The sequence below is a fragment of the Pseudarthrobacter defluvii genome (genome assembly GCF_030816725.1).
GTDB classification, from domain to species: domain Bacteria; phylum Actinomycetota; class Actinomycetes; order Actinomycetales; family Micrococcaceae; genus Arthrobacter; species Arthrobacter defluvii_A.
In genome coordinates this window covers 700,930-715,973 of record NZ_JAUSYG010000001.1, presented here as the reverse complement: position 1 = coordinate 715,973, position 15,044 = coordinate 700,930, and the positions used below count along the sequence as shown (strand labels likewise).

At 67.2% G+C, this 15,044-nt stretch carries 17 protein-coding genes; 10 read left to right on the top strand and 7 right to left on the bottom strand.

What is annotated here, in order from left to right:
- Positions 1-237: 237 nt before the first annotated feature.
- Complete coding sequence (locus QF031_RS03265; RefSeq protein ID WP_307424025.1) at positions 238-921, bottom strand: response regulator; 684 nt, start codon at positions 919-921, stop codon at positions 238-240.
- A complete protein-coding gene (locus tag QF031_RS03260; protein WP_307424022.1) occupies positions 918-3,494 on the bottom strand; it encodes a DUF4118 domain-containing protein in 2,577 nt (858 codons plus the stop codon). The genes QF031_RS03265 and QF031_RS03260 overlap by 4 nt, the downstream gene beginning before the upstream one ends.
- Positions 3,495-3,718: 224 nt before the next feature.
- Here QF031_RS03260 and QF031_RS03255 point away from each other — a divergent pair, with 224 nt between their 5' ends.
- The 4 genes from QF031_RS03255 to QF031_RS03240 all read left to right on the top strand — a co-directional run bounded on the left by QF031_RS03255 (position 3,719) and on the right by QF031_RS03240 (position 7,432).
- The gene (locus QF031_RS03255; protein ID WP_307424019.1) at positions 3,719-3,919 is read left to right on the top strand and encodes a DUF2795 domain-containing protein; all 201 of its coding nucleotides are present in this window, start codon (positions 3,719-3,721) and stop codon (positions 3,917-3,919) included.
- Between the two features lie 57 nt (positions 3,920-3,976).
- Positions 3,977-4,723: an ABC transporter permease gene (locus tag QF031_RS03250; protein WP_307424014.1), complete on the top strand. Its 747-nt coding sequence runs from the start codon at positions 3,977-3,979 to the stop codon at positions 4,721-4,723.
- Between the two features lie 713 nt (positions 4,724-5,436).
- The gene (locus QF031_RS03245) at positions 5,437-6,147 is read left to right on the top strand and encodes an alpha/beta fold hydrolase (RefSeq protein ID WP_307424012.1); all 711 of its coding nucleotides are present in this window, start codon (positions 5,437-5,439) and stop codon (positions 6,145-6,147) included.
- 73 nt (positions 6,148-6,220) lie between these two features.
- Positions 6,221-7,432, top strand: coding sequence for a sensor histidine kinase (locus QF031_RS03240; RefSeq protein WP_307433106.1), 1,212 nt, complete (start codon positions 6,221-6,223; stop codon positions 7,430-7,432).
- Between the two features lie 27 nt (positions 7,433-7,459).
- On the opposite strand, the gene QF031_RS03235 is transcribed toward QF031_RS03240, so the two are convergent.
- Positions 7,460-8,005, bottom strand: a complete 546-nt coding sequence (locus tag QF031_RS03235; protein WP_307424009.1) for a YceI family protein — start codon at positions 8,003-8,005, stop codon at positions 7,460-7,462.
- A gap of 144 nt (positions 8,006-8,149) precedes the next feature.
- Here QF031_RS03235 and QF031_RS03230 point away from each other — a divergent pair, with 144 nt between their 5' ends.
- Together QF031_RS03230 and QF031_RS03225 are read left to right on the top strand one after the other, a co-directional pair.
- A complete protein-coding gene (locus QF031_RS03230; RefSeq protein ID WP_307424007.1) occupies positions 8,150-8,578 on the top strand; it encodes a hypothetical protein in 429 nt (142 codons plus the stop codon).
- A 43-nt stretch (positions 8,579-8,621) separates the two neighbouring features.
- The gene (locus tag QF031_RS03225) at positions 8,622-9,356 is read left to right on the top strand and encodes a CDP-alcohol phosphatidyltransferase family protein (RefSeq protein ID WP_307424004.1); all 735 of its coding nucleotides are present in this window, start codon (positions 8,622-8,624) and stop codon (positions 9,354-9,356) included.
- Between the two features lie 6 nt (positions 9,357-9,362).
- On the opposite strand, the gene QF031_RS03220 is transcribed toward QF031_RS03225, so the two are convergent.
- Positions 9,363-10,181, bottom strand: a complete 819-nt coding sequence (locus tag QF031_RS03220) for an alpha/beta fold hydrolase (protein WP_307424001.1) — start codon at positions 10,179-10,181, stop codon at positions 9,363-9,365.
- 40 nt (positions 10,182-10,221) lie between these two features.
- Positions 10,222-10,893: a haloacid dehalogenase type II gene (locus tag QF031_RS03215; protein WP_307423999.1), complete on the bottom strand. Its 672-nt coding sequence runs from the start codon at positions 10,891-10,893 to the stop codon at positions 10,222-10,224.
- Between the two features lie 298 nt (positions 10,894-11,191).
- Here QF031_RS03215 and QF031_RS03210 point away from each other — a divergent pair, with 298 nt between their 5' ends.
- Positions 11,192-12,001 (top strand): GAF domain-containing protein, encoded by an 810-nt coding sequence (locus QF031_RS03210; protein WP_307423997.1) that lies wholly within the window; start codon positions 11,192-11,194, stop codon positions 11,999-12,001.
- A 52-nt stretch (positions 12,002-12,053) separates the two neighbouring features.
- Positions 12,054-12,788 carry a GAF and ANTAR domain-containing protein gene (locus tag QF031_RS03205; protein WP_307423994.1) on the top strand — a complete coding sequence of 245 codons (735 nt, stop codon included), beginning with the start codon at positions 12,054-12,056 and terminating at the stop codon, positions 12,786-12,788.
- A gap of 42 nt (positions 12,789-12,830) precedes the next feature.
- Here the strand turns inward: QF031_RS03205 and QF031_RS03200 are convergent, their stop codons facing one another.
- The gene (locus tag QF031_RS03200; protein ID WP_307423991.1) at positions 12,831-13,247 is read right to left on the bottom strand and encodes a DUF302 domain-containing protein; all 417 of its coding nucleotides are present in this window, start codon (positions 13,245-13,247) and stop codon (positions 12,831-12,833) included.
- 40 nt (positions 13,248-13,287) lie between these two features.
- Entirely contained in the window at positions 13,288-13,545 is a 258-nt protein-coding gene (locus QF031_RS03195) for a metal-sensitive transcriptional regulator (RefSeq protein WP_043452296.1), read from the bottom strand.
- A 124-nt stretch (positions 13,546-13,669) separates the two neighbouring features.
- Between QF031_RS03195 and QF031_RS03190 the strand changes: the two genes are divergently transcribed.
- A complete protein-coding gene (locus tag QF031_RS03190) occupies positions 13,670-14,287 on the top strand; it encodes a rhodanese-like domain-containing protein (protein WP_307423990.1) in 618 nt (205 codons plus the stop codon).
- On the top strand, positions 14,284-15,042 hold the full coding sequence (locus QF031_RS03185; protein ID WP_307423987.1) for a sulfite exporter TauE/SafE family protein: 759 nt from the start codon (positions 14,284-14,286) through the stop codon (positions 15,040-15,042). The genes QF031_RS03190 and QF031_RS03185 overlap by 4 nt, the downstream gene beginning before the upstream one ends.
- Positions 15,043-15,044: the final 2 nt, after the last annotated feature.

The following is a 15,044-nucleotide window of genomic DNA, read 5'->3' as shown; positions in this document are numbered from 1 at the left end:
CGCGACCACTGCGAAGCTAGCACCGGCCAAAACGCCAGCACGGCGAAAAGAACCTTTCTTGACGAATCCTTTACGCCCGGGATTTGCGACGGCTGAGGCCGCCGCAGACATCACCGGAGCCCTCACCTTCGTTCCGCATGCCAATGGAACACTCATGAGCTGGCGCGTCTCGAAGCGGCAAAGAGCCGTGACCTGCCCGCACCGCTGGTGCGGCCCCCTGCGGACGTCCCCTGCGCATCAGGGCTCGAAGCGGTATCCCATTCCGGCTTCCGTGAGCAGGTGCCGGGGCCGGGCCGGGTCCGCCTCCAGCTTGCGGCGCAGCTGGCCCATGTAGACGCGCAGGTAGTGGACCTCGTTCTCGTAGCCGGAACCCCAGACCTTCCCGAGCATCTGCTGCTGCGTTATCAGCCGCCCGGGGTTTCGCGCCAGCAGTTCCAGAATGGCCCATTCGCGCGGCGTGAGCCGGACCGGGGCGCCGTCGCGCGTCACTTTCCGGTTGGCCAGGTCCACCTCGAAGTCACCGGCATCGATGGCCGGCCCGTTGTCCGCCGCCTCCGGAGCCACGCTTCGCCGCCCCGCCACGCGCAGCCGGGCCAGAAGCTCATCCAGTCCAAACGGCTTGGTCACGTAATCGTCCGCGCCGGCGTCCAGGGCCCGGACCTTGTCCACGGATCCGTGCCGGGCGGAGAGGACGATGATGGGGGTGCTGCTGGTGCGGCGGATCCTGGTGATCACGTCCACGCCGTTGATGTCCGGCAGGCCAAGGTCCAGCACAATCACATCGGGATGGCCGCCCTCCGCATGCTTCAGCGCCGTTGTTCCGTCCAGGGCAGTGAGGACCTGGTACCCCTCCGCCTGCAGGTTCACCTGCAGGGCGCGCAGCAGCTGCGGCTCATCATCGACGATCAGTACGGTTCTCATCTGGTGCTGGTGCCTGCTTCCCGGCGGGGACTTGGAATATAGCGCCCGGTTGACAGCGGCAGTCGGATCACCATGGTCAGGCCTCCGCCGGGCGTAGGTTCGGGCACCAGCTCGCCGCCCATTGCATCGGTGAAACCCTTCGCCACGGCGAGTCCAAGCCCGATGCCGAGCCCCTCGGGCGCGTCATCGAGCCGCTGGAACGGCTGGAACATTTCGACGACGGCGGCAGCGGGCACACCTTGCCCGTGATCGACGATGCGCAGCTCGCCAAAGGGTGTGCCGGCGTCGTCCGCTGCGTTCGAAACCCCGGAAACGCCGACGATGGCGACGTCCGAGCCGGGCGCGTATTTCAGCGCGTTCTCCACGATGTTGGCGATCACCCGCTCCAGCATCCCCATGTCCGCGTCGACGGCAGGCATATTGGCGGCGAGCTCGATCCGGATGCGCTCCGTCGGGATGCCGCGCAAGGCGTCCTCGATGGCATCGCGCCAGGTGACCGGCGCGGTATGCGGCGCCGCGGAACCGCTGGAGATCCGGGACATGTCCAGGAGGTTGGAGATGAGCGCGTCGAGGCGCTCCGTGTAGGACTCGATGGTGGCAAGCATCTCGGCCTGCACCTCCTCCGGGAGCCTGCGGTTTTGCCGCCGCAGGGCCGTAACAGCCAGCTTGATTCCAGCCAGCGGGGTGCGCAGGTCGTGGCTGACGGCGCGCAGGATGGCTGTGCGGACACTGTTGCCTTCGGCCAGCTTCGTGGTGCTTCGCAGGGTCCGCTGCAGGGCGTGGTGTTGCCGCAGCAGGAGGAGGTGGGCTCCGTGCGCCGTCAGGAGGAGCCGGTCACCTGCTGTCAGGGTCCGTCCGGAGAGGACCAGGGCGGTCTGCGGGTCTGCCCGTTCCACGTTGTCGGTCATGGCCGTTGCCGCGTCCGGCGACGGCGGTGCCGCGTCCCCGGAGAAGGCTTGCAGTTCCCACCCCGTTCGCCTGTCCCCGGAGCGGGTGTAGAGGCCAGCGGACTGGACCTGGAAGGTTTCGCGGGCCTTGTCCAGGAATCCGGCTACGGTGTCGTCCGCGAGGAGGGCGTCCCGCGCGAGGTCGGCGAGGGTGGCTGCTTCAGCCCGGGCCCGGACGGCCTCCCGTGTCTGCCGCTCAGACAGGCCAACCACCAGCGACACAGCCACCGCCGCACCGAGGAAGACCAGCAGCGCGAATACATTCTGTGGGTCGCTGATGTTGAAGGTGCCGACGGGGTCCGTCTCAAAGTAGTTGAGCAGCAGCGAACCCAGGACCGCCGCGAGCACGGCCGGCCACAAGCCTCCGATGAACGCCACGGCCAGCACCGCGGTAAGGTGCACCAGCGCCTGGGTGGCGAGGTTCAGGTCCGGGCCGAGCGAGAGCACCGCGGTTGCCAGGATGGGGAAGACCACGGCCAGGATGTAGCCGGCCGTGGTCCGCGCACGGCTGAGGGCGGCGGGCGCAGGCCGGGGCAGTCCGTGGCGGGCCTGCGGTTGGGAGACCAGATGCACGTCGATGTCGCCCGATTCGCGGGCAATCCTGGGCCCTGCGCCCATCCCCAGGATGCGGCTCCACAGGCGTCCCGGGGATGCACCAATGACGATCTGCGTTGCGTTGACGCTTCGGGCAAACTCCAGGAGGGATTGGGCCGGGTCATCCCCCGATACCGTATGGCAGGTGCCGCCGAGGTCCGTGACCAGCCGGCGCTGCACGTCCAACGCCTGTTCGGAAGTCTCCGGCCGGGCCCTGGTCCCGCGCACATGGACGGCCAGGAGCTCACCGCCGTTGACCCTGGACAGGATCCGCGCTGCCCTCCTGATCAGCACCCCGTCCTCCGGCCCGCCGGTAAGCCCCACCACCACACGCTCCCGTGCCGGCCACGTGGCCGTGATTCCCTGGCTTTGCCGGTAGGCCGCCAGGCCTTCGTCCACCCTGTCCGCGAGCCAGATCAAGGCGATCTCGCGCAGGGCGAAGAGGTTGCCCAGCCTGTATTCGTTGGCCAGGGCAGCATCGACCATATTCCTGGGATGGATTTTTCCGTCTGCCAGTCTCTGGCGCAGGAGTGCCGGGGAGATGTCCACCAGCTCGATGTGGTCCGCCCGCCGGACAACCTCATCCGGGACGGTCACCGGCGGCGGTCCCTCAGTGATCGCGGCGACCACGTCCTTGAGCGAGGCCAGCTGCTGGACATTGAGCGTTGACAGCACATCTATCCCGGCCGCCAGCAGCTCTTCGACGTCCTGCCAGCGGCGCCCGTTCCTGCTCCCCGGGGCGTTGACGTGTGCAAAGTCGTCGACGACGGCCACGTCCGGCTTCCGGTCCAGCACCGCCTCGACATCCAGCTCAGTTTCCCGCGGTCCCCCGGCGTCCTGCACCAGGCGCGGCGGGACGGTGTTGAGGCCCTCCAACAGCTGCAGCGTTTTGTGCCGGCCGTGGACAGCGGCGACGCCGACCACAACATCCCTGCCCTCGGCCAGGAGGCCGCGGGCCTCCCGCAGGGCGACGTACGTGGTGCCTGCCCCGGGCGCCGCACCCAGAAAGATCCGAAGGGTTCCCCGTGCCATAACCACAGTCTGGTCCCCTCCGGCCGCGCCGACAAACTCAAAGGGAAACCCGCAAAAGATGAGCAGGCGTCAGTGGGAAACCCGCGAAAGGTGAGCGGGCGTCAGGAGTTGCCGGCGGGTGGCCTGCCGCGCGGCCTTCGGCACGGCTAGGATGGGGTGCACCGCGGCCCGAACGTGGTTGGGCCACGGAGACCAGAGCGGAACACCGAAAGGAAACCGGCACCATGGCAGAAACCCCCAACCCCATCCAGATCCAGAAGTTCCTCGGCGGCATCGACTACCCGGCCAAACGCGAAGACCTGCTGTCCCGGGCGAGGGACTCCGGTGCCGACAACAACGTGATGGAGGCCCTCGAGGCACTCCCCGACCGCGAATACGACAGCCCCACGGCGGTCAGCTCCGCCATTTCGGACAGCAACTCCTAGGCAGGTTTGCGGGGACCCGTCCGGAGGGCGGGCTTCCCGCCCCGCTAAGCTGGCGGCATGCCCGCCCTTTCCGCCCTGCTGCCCACCCTGGTGGCCATTGCCATCCTGGCGGCACTCACGGTGGGCATCCTGTGGGGCGCACGGACGCCGTCGTACCCCTCCCCTGCCCTGGCCATCCTCCGCGGCGCAGCCCAGCTGGCAGTGATCAGCCTGGTCCTGGGCGGTGTCATCACCAACCCGCTGTGGGTGGGGGCGGCCCTGCTGGTCATGTTCAGCGTGGCCTCCGTGACGGCAACCCGGCGCCTCACCTGGTCCTGGCGCCGCTTCGCCCTGGTGGCAGCAACGATGGCCGCCGGCATCCTGGTGACGCTCGCCGTCGTGTTCGGAACGGGCGCCATAGAGTTCGCGCCGCGGTACATACTGGCGGTGGGCGGGATCGTGATCGGCAACTCCATGAGCATCGCCACCCTGGCCGGACGCCGTTTCTTCGAGGCCGTCCTGGAGCAATGGGACCAGGTGGAGGGCTGGCTGGCGCTGGGCGCAACACCCCGGCAGGCCACCCTGATCCAGGCCCGGCAGGCGGTGCATTCGGCATTGATTCCGTCCACGGACCAGACCAAGACCACCGGACTGGTCACCTTGCCCGGCGCATTCGTGGGCGCCATCTTCGGCGGCGTCTCGCCCCTGGAGGCGGGGCGGTTCCAGGTGGTGGTGCTGGCGTCCATCATGGCCGCCGGATCCATCACCGCCGTCGCGCTGGTCCGCTCGATGGGACACGTAAAGGTGCGGCCCGAGCCGCTGTAAGGGGTGGCTGCCGAGTCGCGGGACCTTCAGCCCTGGCCCGAAAGGGGGCTGGCAGGGAAGCTTGCAAGAGCAGTCTCCGGGTTTTGAAACGGCCCCCACCCAGCTTCCCTTCAGGCCACCCATGAACTCCCATAGGATCCTCGCGCGCCAACAGAACTCCGCCACGCAACGGGAGGAGCAGCCGTCACGCCGCGGTGTAGCCTGGAAGACCGCACTGGCGCTGGCGGCCGCCGTCGTGCTCCTCCTGCCCGTGGCGCTGCTCCCGCTCACCACCGGGGTGCCTTCCTATGCCTGGCTGCCACTGCTCCTCCTGTGGCTGGCAGCGGTGGTGTGGCTGGTGGTCCAGCGCCGGAGGCGGCACACCCAACTGATCGGCCTGGGTGTCCTGGCGCTCATCGCGGCCGGGGCGGTGGTTGCGTCGCAGGCCCTGTCCGCAACCCCGCCCATCAATGGCCCGGATGGGCGCCCGCTTCCGGGCAGCATCGCGGGTGCGGAGAAAGTGCAGCTGAACGGCAGCGAGCAGTGGATCCTGGTCCGGGGGCGCGACACCTCCAACCCCGTTCTGCTGAACCTGGGGATGGGAGGGCCGGGTGGTGGCGGCTTTTTCAATGCCCAGGAGTTCCGCGCGCTGGAGGACCGGTTCACAGTGGTCAGCTGGGACGAACCCGGCACGGGGAAATCATACGGAGCTATACCCACCAGGGACCTGAACCGTGAACGACGCCGTTGCCCTCACCAACCTGCTGCGGGAGCGCTTCAAGCAAGAGAAGATCTTCATTTACGGCGTTTCATGGTCCAGCATCATCGGCATCTGGCTGGTCCAGGAACACCCGGAGCTGTACCACGCCTTCGCCAGCACCGGCCAGATGGTGAACACCACCGAGAACGACCGCATGGGCTACGGGCTGGCGCTTCAGCACCTTGATGAACAGGGCGACCAGCGCCGGGCGGACGGGCTCCGGCGGAACGGGCCGCCGCCCTACCGCGGGGACAACGTGGCGTCCCCCTACGTCGCTTACCTGGACGTACTGAACGAGATGATGGGATCAATGCCGTTCTCGGTGGCCGTGCCCCTGGTCCCGCTGTTCGTCCCGGAGTACGGCTACATCGACAAGGCCAACCACACGCGCGGGTTGATTGAATCGTTCAACGCCGTCTATCCGCAGCTGGAAAACCTGGACTTCCGCCAACAGGCCCGCGACCTGAAGGTTCCCGTTTACTTCTTTGTGGGCCGGAAGGACATTAATGCCATGGCCTCGCTGGTGGAGGAGTACTACGACTCCCTGTCCGCCCCGGAGAAAAAATTGATCTGGCTGGAAGGCGGGCACGGGCTGGGCAGTGCCGAGGACCAGGACGTGTTCTTCGACGCGATGCGGAGCCAGGTCCGGCCGCTCGCCGGACAGCCGGCGCCTGCGCCGCGCTAAGTATGGCGCTGACAGATGCGGCGTCACCGATCTGCCATGATGGTGCGATGTGTGCGCAAGGTTCCCGCCCGTGATGGTAAATGAGCTGGCCAGGGACGCGATCCTGGCCCTGACAGGACTCGCTGTGCCGGGGCCGGAGCTGGACATCGCCGTCCCCCTCCCCTCCAAGCGCCTGCAGAACTTGGTGGAACTGGCCAGGACGGTGTGCGGGCAGCCGGTGACGGCCATCAACATCATCACCGAGAACATGCAGTACCAGGTGGCAACTGCCGGCATGGAACCCTACCTGTGCTCCCGTGAAGATTCGATGTGCGCTGTGGGCTTCCTCAGCGGGACTCCGACGGTGCTGGAGGATGCCTCGCTTGATCCCCGGTACAACAACAACCCGTACGTGGACGGCCGGCGGGGTGAAATTCGGTTTTACGCATCCATCCCCCTGGTGGCCGAAGACGGCTTTGTCCTGGGTACGCTCTGCGCCGGGGCAAGGGAAACAGGCCGCCTGAACGACCGGCAGCTCCGAGGCTTGGAAATCCTCGCCGCCGAGGTGGTGGACGCCCTGCAGCTCGAACACCGTGCCCGGCAGCTCGCCGATGCCCTGGCCGAGGCCCATCGCAGCAACGCGCTCCTCGCGGAGTTTGCGGGCCGAATCAGCCATGACCTCCGCAACCCCCTTACCTCTGTCCTGGGGTTCGTGGAGTTGGCCAGGGATGAGGCAGGGGAGCTCGACGATCCCGCAATTGCGGAGTACCTGGACGTGGTCAGCAGTTCCGGCCAGCGCATGTTGTCCATGGTGAAGGACGTCCTGTCCTACGCCACGATCGGCGGGGATGTCCGGCCAACAGAGGTTTCGCTGGCGGAGCTGGTCCGGGACGTCACCCAGGACCTGTCGGCCAGCATGGAAGCGTACGGCGCCTCGGTGGAATGCAATGAGCTTGTCTTCACTGCGGATGCCGTCCAGATGCGCGTGCTGCTGCAGAACCTGGTCCACAATGCCATCACCTACAGCCGGCCCGGCGTTTCTCCCGTCATCCGCGTCACCGGACACCGGACGGAGGACGGGGCGACCCTGCGCGTGATCGACAACGGCAAAGGCATCAGCGAGGCCGACCGCAAACGCGTCCTCGACCCCCTGGTCCGCCTGCACCGGGAGGACGACCCTCCCGGTACCGGACTCGGCCTGGCCACAGCCGCCCGAATCGCCTCGGCGAATGGGGGCTGGCTGGAGATCGGCCCCGTCCCCGGCGCAGGCACCATGGTCACCGTCCATCTGGGCGGTGACACCTGACGCCGGAGCACGCGCAGCCCTGCCGCGTCAGCCCTGCTTGACCAGCGCCGCCTCCAGGGTGATCTTCACCTTGTCGCTGACCAGCACGCCGCCGGCCTCCAGGGCCGCGTTCCAGGTCAGCCCGAACTGCTTGCGGCTGATCTCGGCCTCAGCGGAGAAACCCGCGCGGGTGGCACCGAAGGGGTCCACGGCGACTCCAGTGAACTCGACCTCCAGCTCCACGGGCCTGGCGACGCCCTTGATGGTGAGGTCCCCGGTCAGGGTGTATTCCTCCCCGTCGCCCTCGATGTGGGTGCCGCGGAACGTCATCTCGGGATACTGCTCCACGTCGAAGAAATCAGCGCCGCGGACGTGGGCATCCCGGTTGGCGTCGCCGGAATCGAAGCTGGCGGTGGACACCGTAGCGTGCACCGATGAGTCCGTCAGGGACTGGCCCACGTGCGCCTCGGCCTGGGCTTCGGTGAAGCGGCCGCGGACCTTGCTGATCCCGGCGTGGCGGACACTGAAGCCGATCTCGCTGTGGGCCATGTCCAGGGTCCATGTGCCCGGTGTCAGTTCCTTGGGAAGGGTCATAGCAAATCTCCTTACTCGTAGGGCCGCAGGCGCCACTGCCTACTGACGGCGAAATCACCCGCGGCCCCTAAATATTCCCCACAAAACCCGCAGACATAACAGGGCCGAATGAACCGGAAGGGACTAACCGGCGTATACATAAGCGTGGCTTTACGACTACTGACCGCCCTGGCGCTCTTCATCGATGCCGGCGTCCACCTCTTCCTGGCCCCGGGTTACCAGAACGCCCAACCGGGCACGGTCAGCCAGGGCACCCTGTTCCTGCTCGAAGCCGCCGCCGCGCTGGTGGCCGGCATCTACGTCCTGGTCCGCGGCAGCCGGGCCGCCTATGCGGTGGCCCTGGTGGTGGCACTCAGCGCGTTCGCCGCCGTCGTCCTCTACAGGTATGTGAACATCCCGGCCCTCGGACCGATCCCGGCCATGTACGACCCCGTATGGTTTTTCTCGAAGTCCCTCAGCGCTGTGGCCGAGGGCGCCGGAGCCCTGCTGGCGCTCGCCGGCCTGGTCCGCGGCGGCCGCAAGGCAACGTACGACGACGGTACCAGGCTTCCGGCCGGGCGCCGGCGGCGGTGAGGATCACGGCAGCCGTGGCCGGCATGCGAGGGAAGGGCGGCACATGAACGCAGCTGAACGTGCGATGCCTGACGCCCTGGCCGCCGTCGCCACGTACGGGCTGGCCGCACTGTGGCTGACGTCGGCTTCCCCTGCCGGGCTGGCCTCCCAGCTGGCTGGCCTGGGCGCGGGCACTGTGGTGGCCGCGGCCGCCGTCGGCTCCATCCTGCGGCGCATCCCGCGCTTCTCAACACCGGCAGACCGTGTCACCCTGCTCCGCGCCGTCCTCGTGGCCCTCTGCGCGGCGCTGGCGGTGCCGCAACTGTTCACGGCACCGCGCACGGACCTGCTCGTGCCAATTCTGGGCGGCATCGCCTACCTCCTCGACGGCCTGGATGGTGCTGTGGCGCGACGTACCGGAACCTCGTCAGCGGAGGGGGCACGCTTCGACGCCGCCACCGATGGCGCGCTGGTCCTGGTCCTGTCCGTCGCGGCCGCCCCGGTCGCGGGCGTTTGGACTCTGGCCATTGGCGGCATGTATTACGTGTTCACCGCCGTGGGGTTCTTCCGTCCGCACCTACGCGCAACCCTGCCGCCGAGCCTGGCCCGCAAACTCATGGGGGCGTTCCAGCCGTTCGCCCTGCTGGTGGCGGTGTTCCCCGGGGTGCCGCAGACGGCGGCAGTTGCAGCCCCGGCGCTGGCCCTTGGCCTCCTGGTGTTTTCCTTCACGCGGGACGCGGTCCAGCTGGAAACCCGCCACCGGACAGCGCTTGTGGGAGCCGGCCTTACTGCACCGTAACCGGCCCTACGGGGCCAGGTGCTCCAGGATGGCCGTGGCCACCGCGTCCGGGGAATCCTCCGTGGGGATGTGCTTGCCGTCCACTTCGACCAGATCGGCGTTGGGGACTTCTTCCACGTAGCGGCGGGCAAACTCGATTTTCTGGAAATCGTCGTCCCGGCCCCACACCAGGCGGGTGGGGATGGCGGCTTCCTTGAGGGCCGGCACCAGGTCCAGGGTGTAGCGGGGATCGGCGGCTGCTGCCATGGCCATCCAGGAGCGCGCCCGGGCGGGAGAGTGCCACGGCGACAGGTAATCGGCCAGTTCATCATCACTGAGGGTGCGGAGGGCACAGCCCTGGGTGGATTTGCGGCGGGCGGCCAGGAGATCCTCCTCCGTGGTGTTCCGGCGCACTTCGGGGTCCCGGAAACGCTCGACGGCGGGCACCGGCCAGGAGTCGAACATGACGGCGTTCATCAGCACCATCTTCCGGACCCTTCCGCTGGTGGCGGCAAGCTGCTGGGCCACGCCGCCGCCGATGTCATGGGCTGCCACATCGAACACGTCCAGGCCCAGGGCGTCCGCGGCTTTGAGTACCGTTTCCGCGAGCGCGGGGACACCGGCCTGCTCAACGTCCAGCTCTCCCCCGCTTTGGCCGAAGCCCGGAAAGTCCAGCGCATAGCAGCGGCTGTGTGAGCCAAGAGCCGGCAGCACGGGCTGCCACACCCGGCTCCAGAAGGTGCCGTGCAGGAGGATCAGCGGCGGGGCTCCCTCCTCCCCTGAAACAAGGTGGGACAGCGGGACGCCGTCCACGTCGACGGTGCGGCGTTCTACGGGCCGGGCCATAAAGGGTCTCCGTGTCAGGTTGGGGCGGGTCTTGTTTGCCTTACGTGGCGAGCGCCGCCGGCAGTTGGGTGAGGGCCGGGATGGTGATGTCCGGTGCCTGGAAGTAGGAGGGGTAGCGGGCACCGGTCCGGTTGATCCACGCGGTCCGCAGCCCGGCCTTGGCTGCCCCGTGGATGTCCCAGGGGTGCACGGCGACCAGCAGCATCCCGGAGGGAAGGGCTCCGGCCGATGTTGCCGCATAGTCGTATGCTGCCGTGGCGGGCTTCCAGGCGGGGGCGTCCTCCACGGAGAGGAGCAGCTCGAACTTGTCCCGAATACCGGCGGCCACCAGCAACTTGTCCGTGTTGGCTGCCGCGCCGTTGGTCAGGGTGATCAGCCGGTTCCCGGCGGCGGCCAGGGCCCTGACGCCGTCGGGGACATCCGGGTGCAGGGAAAGGTTCTGCATGGCAGCCATGACGCGTTCGACGGCGGTATCCAGATCTCCGGAGATCCCTTCGGCTCCCAGCAGGGTGCGGAGGGCTTCGGCGCCGATGGTGGCAAAGGACTCCTTGCCTCCGCTGGCCGTGAGCGCGAACCCGTCCCGCAGGAGCGTGGCGAACCATAGTTTGGCCAGCCCGCGGGGTGCCCCTGCCTGTGCGAACGCTTCGCCCAGCGGGCCCATGTCGGACAGGGTCTCGTTGACGTCAAAAACGATGACCAATGGTTCACTCATGGCGTGAGGGTGCAGACGAGGGCAAGAGCGGACAACGTGGACATGGACGGGGCTCCCTTGATTTCCGCAACGAAATAGTCAGTCTACTTAGCAGTAGACCACAAACGTGCTGCGGCCACTACCGGCAATCAGCCCGGAGAAACGTGGAATGCACTTACCCAGCAGCGGCAGGCCAACCTGTGGACGGTCACAATGGGGTAGCCATGAGGTCAAAGTAGTAAGTAACCTTACTTAAGACGTTCCCCCGGGCCGCGAGCCTGGTTTCCATACGGATTCAACCACGCTGGAGGTGGAGGTCGTGAATGAAGAAGCGCAACGGCGGATTGAGCTGGCTGCCACGCTGGGACTGGATCCCCGAATATTTTCCACTGCCGGTTCAGGCCGTTCCCGCTGGACGAAGTTCGAATTGGATGCCTACCTGCACGCTCCGCTTGCCTGGTCCGGACTCGAACCCACTCACCGTACCGGCAGGAGGGGCGGGCATCGGAGCCCCGGACGCAGGCACGAAGCGTCGCCTCCCCTGAGGACGGGAGAGGCCGGGCGGCGGCCACGCGACCGGAAGATCAGCCCCAAACAGGGCCTGCCCGCACTCGGCGCCGCCGGCAAGTTCCTGCTGTCACCCGAACAGGCAGAGTCAGAACGCCTGGAATCACTGGACCAGACCAACCTGCTCCACACCGGCGCGGAAGAGCCATTCGACCGGATCGTAAGTGCCACCAGGAAGTTCTTCAACGTCGGCGCTGCCTCCTTATCCCTTATCGACGGCGATGCCCAGCACTTCAAATCCGTCGTCGGACCCCTCCGCGACGAAACTCCCAGGCAAATCGCGCTCTGCACCCAAACGGTGGAGCGGAACTCAATGCTCATCATCAACGACGCACTTACTGATGACCGCTTCGCGTCCAATCCACTCGTCACCGGAACGCCCCACATCCGCTTCTACGCCGGCTATCCATTGCACGGGCCGCGCGGCTGGAACATCGGCACCCTGTGCATCATCGATCAAAAACCCCGGGACTTCCCCCAATCCGAGCAACAGGTACTCCGGATCCTCGCCGCGCTGGCGCAGCGCGGCATCGACGAAAGGACTTACTCCCCAGCCCGCTGAAGTGCGCCTTCAGGTGACGTCTGCTCAGAGGGGGAGAAAGTATGATGGGGCGATGTCCTTCCCAACCGTAATCGAGCCCGCAGACCGGCTCCAGAGCATCCTGGTGGGCGCAGAGACTGCGGTCGAATTTCTGTCCGGGCTGTCCAAGCTGGCCGCAGCAGCCGTCTCCGAGGCTGCCGGCGATGAGGTCGAATGCGCGGTCACCGTCAGAGTCCGGCGGAGACCCACTACTGTTGCCGGCAGCAGTAAACGCGCGGTGGAGCTGGACGAGATCGAGCAGGACCTCGGAGACGGCCCGTGCATTGCAGCTCTCCGGCAAATGACACCGGTAGTGATCGACCACGTGGCTGCCGATAAACGGTGGCCGGAGCTGGACCGAAGCTTTGCAGATGCAGGCGTACACAGCTCGCTGGGGATACCCCTGGAAATCAGTGGAACAGCGCGTGCCGCCCTGAACTTCTTCGCGTCGAAGCCCCGCGCCTTCACGCCGGATGTCTACGACAAGGCCTTGGGCTTTGCCGCCGCGGCCCACGACACGCTGCGCCTCTCGGTGCGCATCAACACCGCGGAGAACCGGGCCGAGGATCTGGAGGCGGCCATGCAAAGCCGGACCGCCATCAACCTTGCCTGCGGGGTCATTATGGCGCAGAACAGATGCTCACAGGCTGAAGCCATGGAAATCCTCACCAAGGTCTCCAGCAACCGCAACCGTAAACTGCGTGATGTGGCAACCGAACTGATCGAACAGCTCTCCGGCAGCACCGTTCAGACCCACTTCGACGAATAAAAGCAGCCAAGCGGCGGGGCCGTGTTGGCGTCCCCTCGCGTGCTACTCCGTGGTGCCGGCCAGGCTGGCGAGGGCCTTGCGCAGGCGCGTGCCGGCGTCGTCCGCCACTTCCTTGACTGAAGGTGCGCTGCTCAGCTGCACCATGGTCTGCGGATCGATCGCCTCCACCGTGGTTGCGTCCGCCGACTGGTTTCGGCGCACCACCACATTGCAGGGCAGCAGTGCGCCCATCTCGGGCTCGGCGGCGAGGGCGCGGCTGGCAAGGGCGGGGTTGCAGGCGCCAAGGATGATGTAGTCCCCGACGGCGTCCGCGGCTTCAGCGCCAAGCTTGGCTTCGAAGGTGGACCGGACGTTGATTTCCGTCAGGACGCCGAACCCCTGTGCGGCCAGGGCTTCGCGGGTGCGCTCCACGGCTTCCGCCCACGGGAGGGACACGGTGGTGGCCAGGGTGTAGGTCATGATGCTCCTTCAGTGGCAGACGGTCGGATGGGACGTTGAATTAGGCCAGGGAGAGGAAGAGCTTCTCCAGGTCCTTCCGGTCCATGGTTTCGTCCTTCTGGACGATGCACTGCTCCAGTCCCGTGGCGATAATGGCGAAGCCGGCGCGGTCAAGGGCCTTGGATACAGCCGCGAGCTGGGTGACAACGTCCTTGCAGTCCCGGCCCTCCTCGAGCATCCGGGTGACGGCGGCGAGCTGGCCCTGGGCGCGCTTGAGGCGGTTGATCACGGGGGTCAGTTCAGTGGGGTTCAGTTCCATAAGGGGTCTCCATTGATGAGGTGCTTGCCCTCAACCATATACCCCCACGGGTGTTTTGACTACCCCCCGGGGTATCTGTAATACTCGGTGGGGTATCCACCCAACCCCTTCCGAGAGGCCACTTATGACTTCCCCTTCCAAGGCAAACGCCGTGACCGCACTGGCTCCCGAGACGCTGCAGTCCTGGATTAAAGAGCACCAGGATCTCGTGGTGATTGACGTGCGTTCCGCCGCTGAGTTCGAATCCATGCACATCCGCGGCTCCTACAACGTGCCGCTGCCGCTGCTGTCCGAGCAGACCGATGAACTCGCCGCCCGGCTGGGCTCGCGCGTGGTCCTGGTCTGCCAGTCCGGTGTCCGCGCCGAGCAGGCCCGCCAGCGCCTTGCCACGTCCGGGATCGACACCGCGTACGTGCTCACCGGCGGGGCGCCGGGCTTCGCCGCTGCCGGCGGCGACGTGGTCAAGGGCAAGGACCGCTGGGACCTGGAGCGCCAGGTCCGCCTGGCCGCGGGTTCCCTGGTGATGCTGGGCCTGGCCGGAGGCAAGTTCGTCTCCCCCAAGGTCCGCATGCTTGCAGGCGCGATCGGCACCGGGCTGACGTTCTCGGCCGCCACGAATACCTGCGCGATGGGCAAGGCCCTGTCCGCGATGCCGTGGAACAAGGCCGCCAAGGAACCCACCCGCGAAAGCGCCATCCTGCAGCTTCCCGTGCAGACGGCAGAAAAGGGTGCCGCGGCATGATTCCGGCCCTGGGTCTGGGGCTCGTCGTCGGCGTCGTACTGGGCGTAGTGGGCGGCGGCGGGTCCATCATCGCCGTTCCGGCCCTGGTGTACGGCGTGGGCATGAGCCCCGCCCAGGCCATTCCCACCTCCCTGCTGGTGGTGGGAATCTCCTCACTCGCGGCCCTGCTCCCCCGGCTGCGGGGAGGCCTGAACTGGCCGGTGATCGCCCTGGTTGGGGCCGCCGGCATCCCGGCGGCCTGGGCCGGCGCGGCCGTGGGCAAGCTTCTGGACCCGAACATCCTGATGCTGGCCTTCGCTGTGATCATGGTGGTCGCGGGCATCCGGATGCTCAGCAAGCCCCGCGAAACCGAAGGCTCCTGCAGCACCGGCCCGCACCGGGCCTTCCGGTCCTGCGCCCCGAAAGCCGTGGGCGTGGGCCTGCTGGTCGGGTTCCTCACCGGACTGCTCGGCGTGGGCGGCGGCTTCCTGATCACCCCCGCGCTGACCATCTTCCTGGGCCTGCGCATGAAGCAGGCCGTGGGAACGTCCCTGGCCATCATCGTGGTCAATTCGGCCGCCGGGTTCAGCGCCCACGCCGCCGGCTTCACCATCGACTGGGCCACCACCCTGGCGTTCGCCGTCCCGGCAATCGTGGGATCCGTGGTTGCCGCCCGGCTGGCCCGCCGCCTGCATGACAAGCACATCCGCATCTCGTTCGCGGTACTCATCTTCGCCGTCGCGGCGTGGGTCACCGCCGGCACGGTCACCGCCTGACC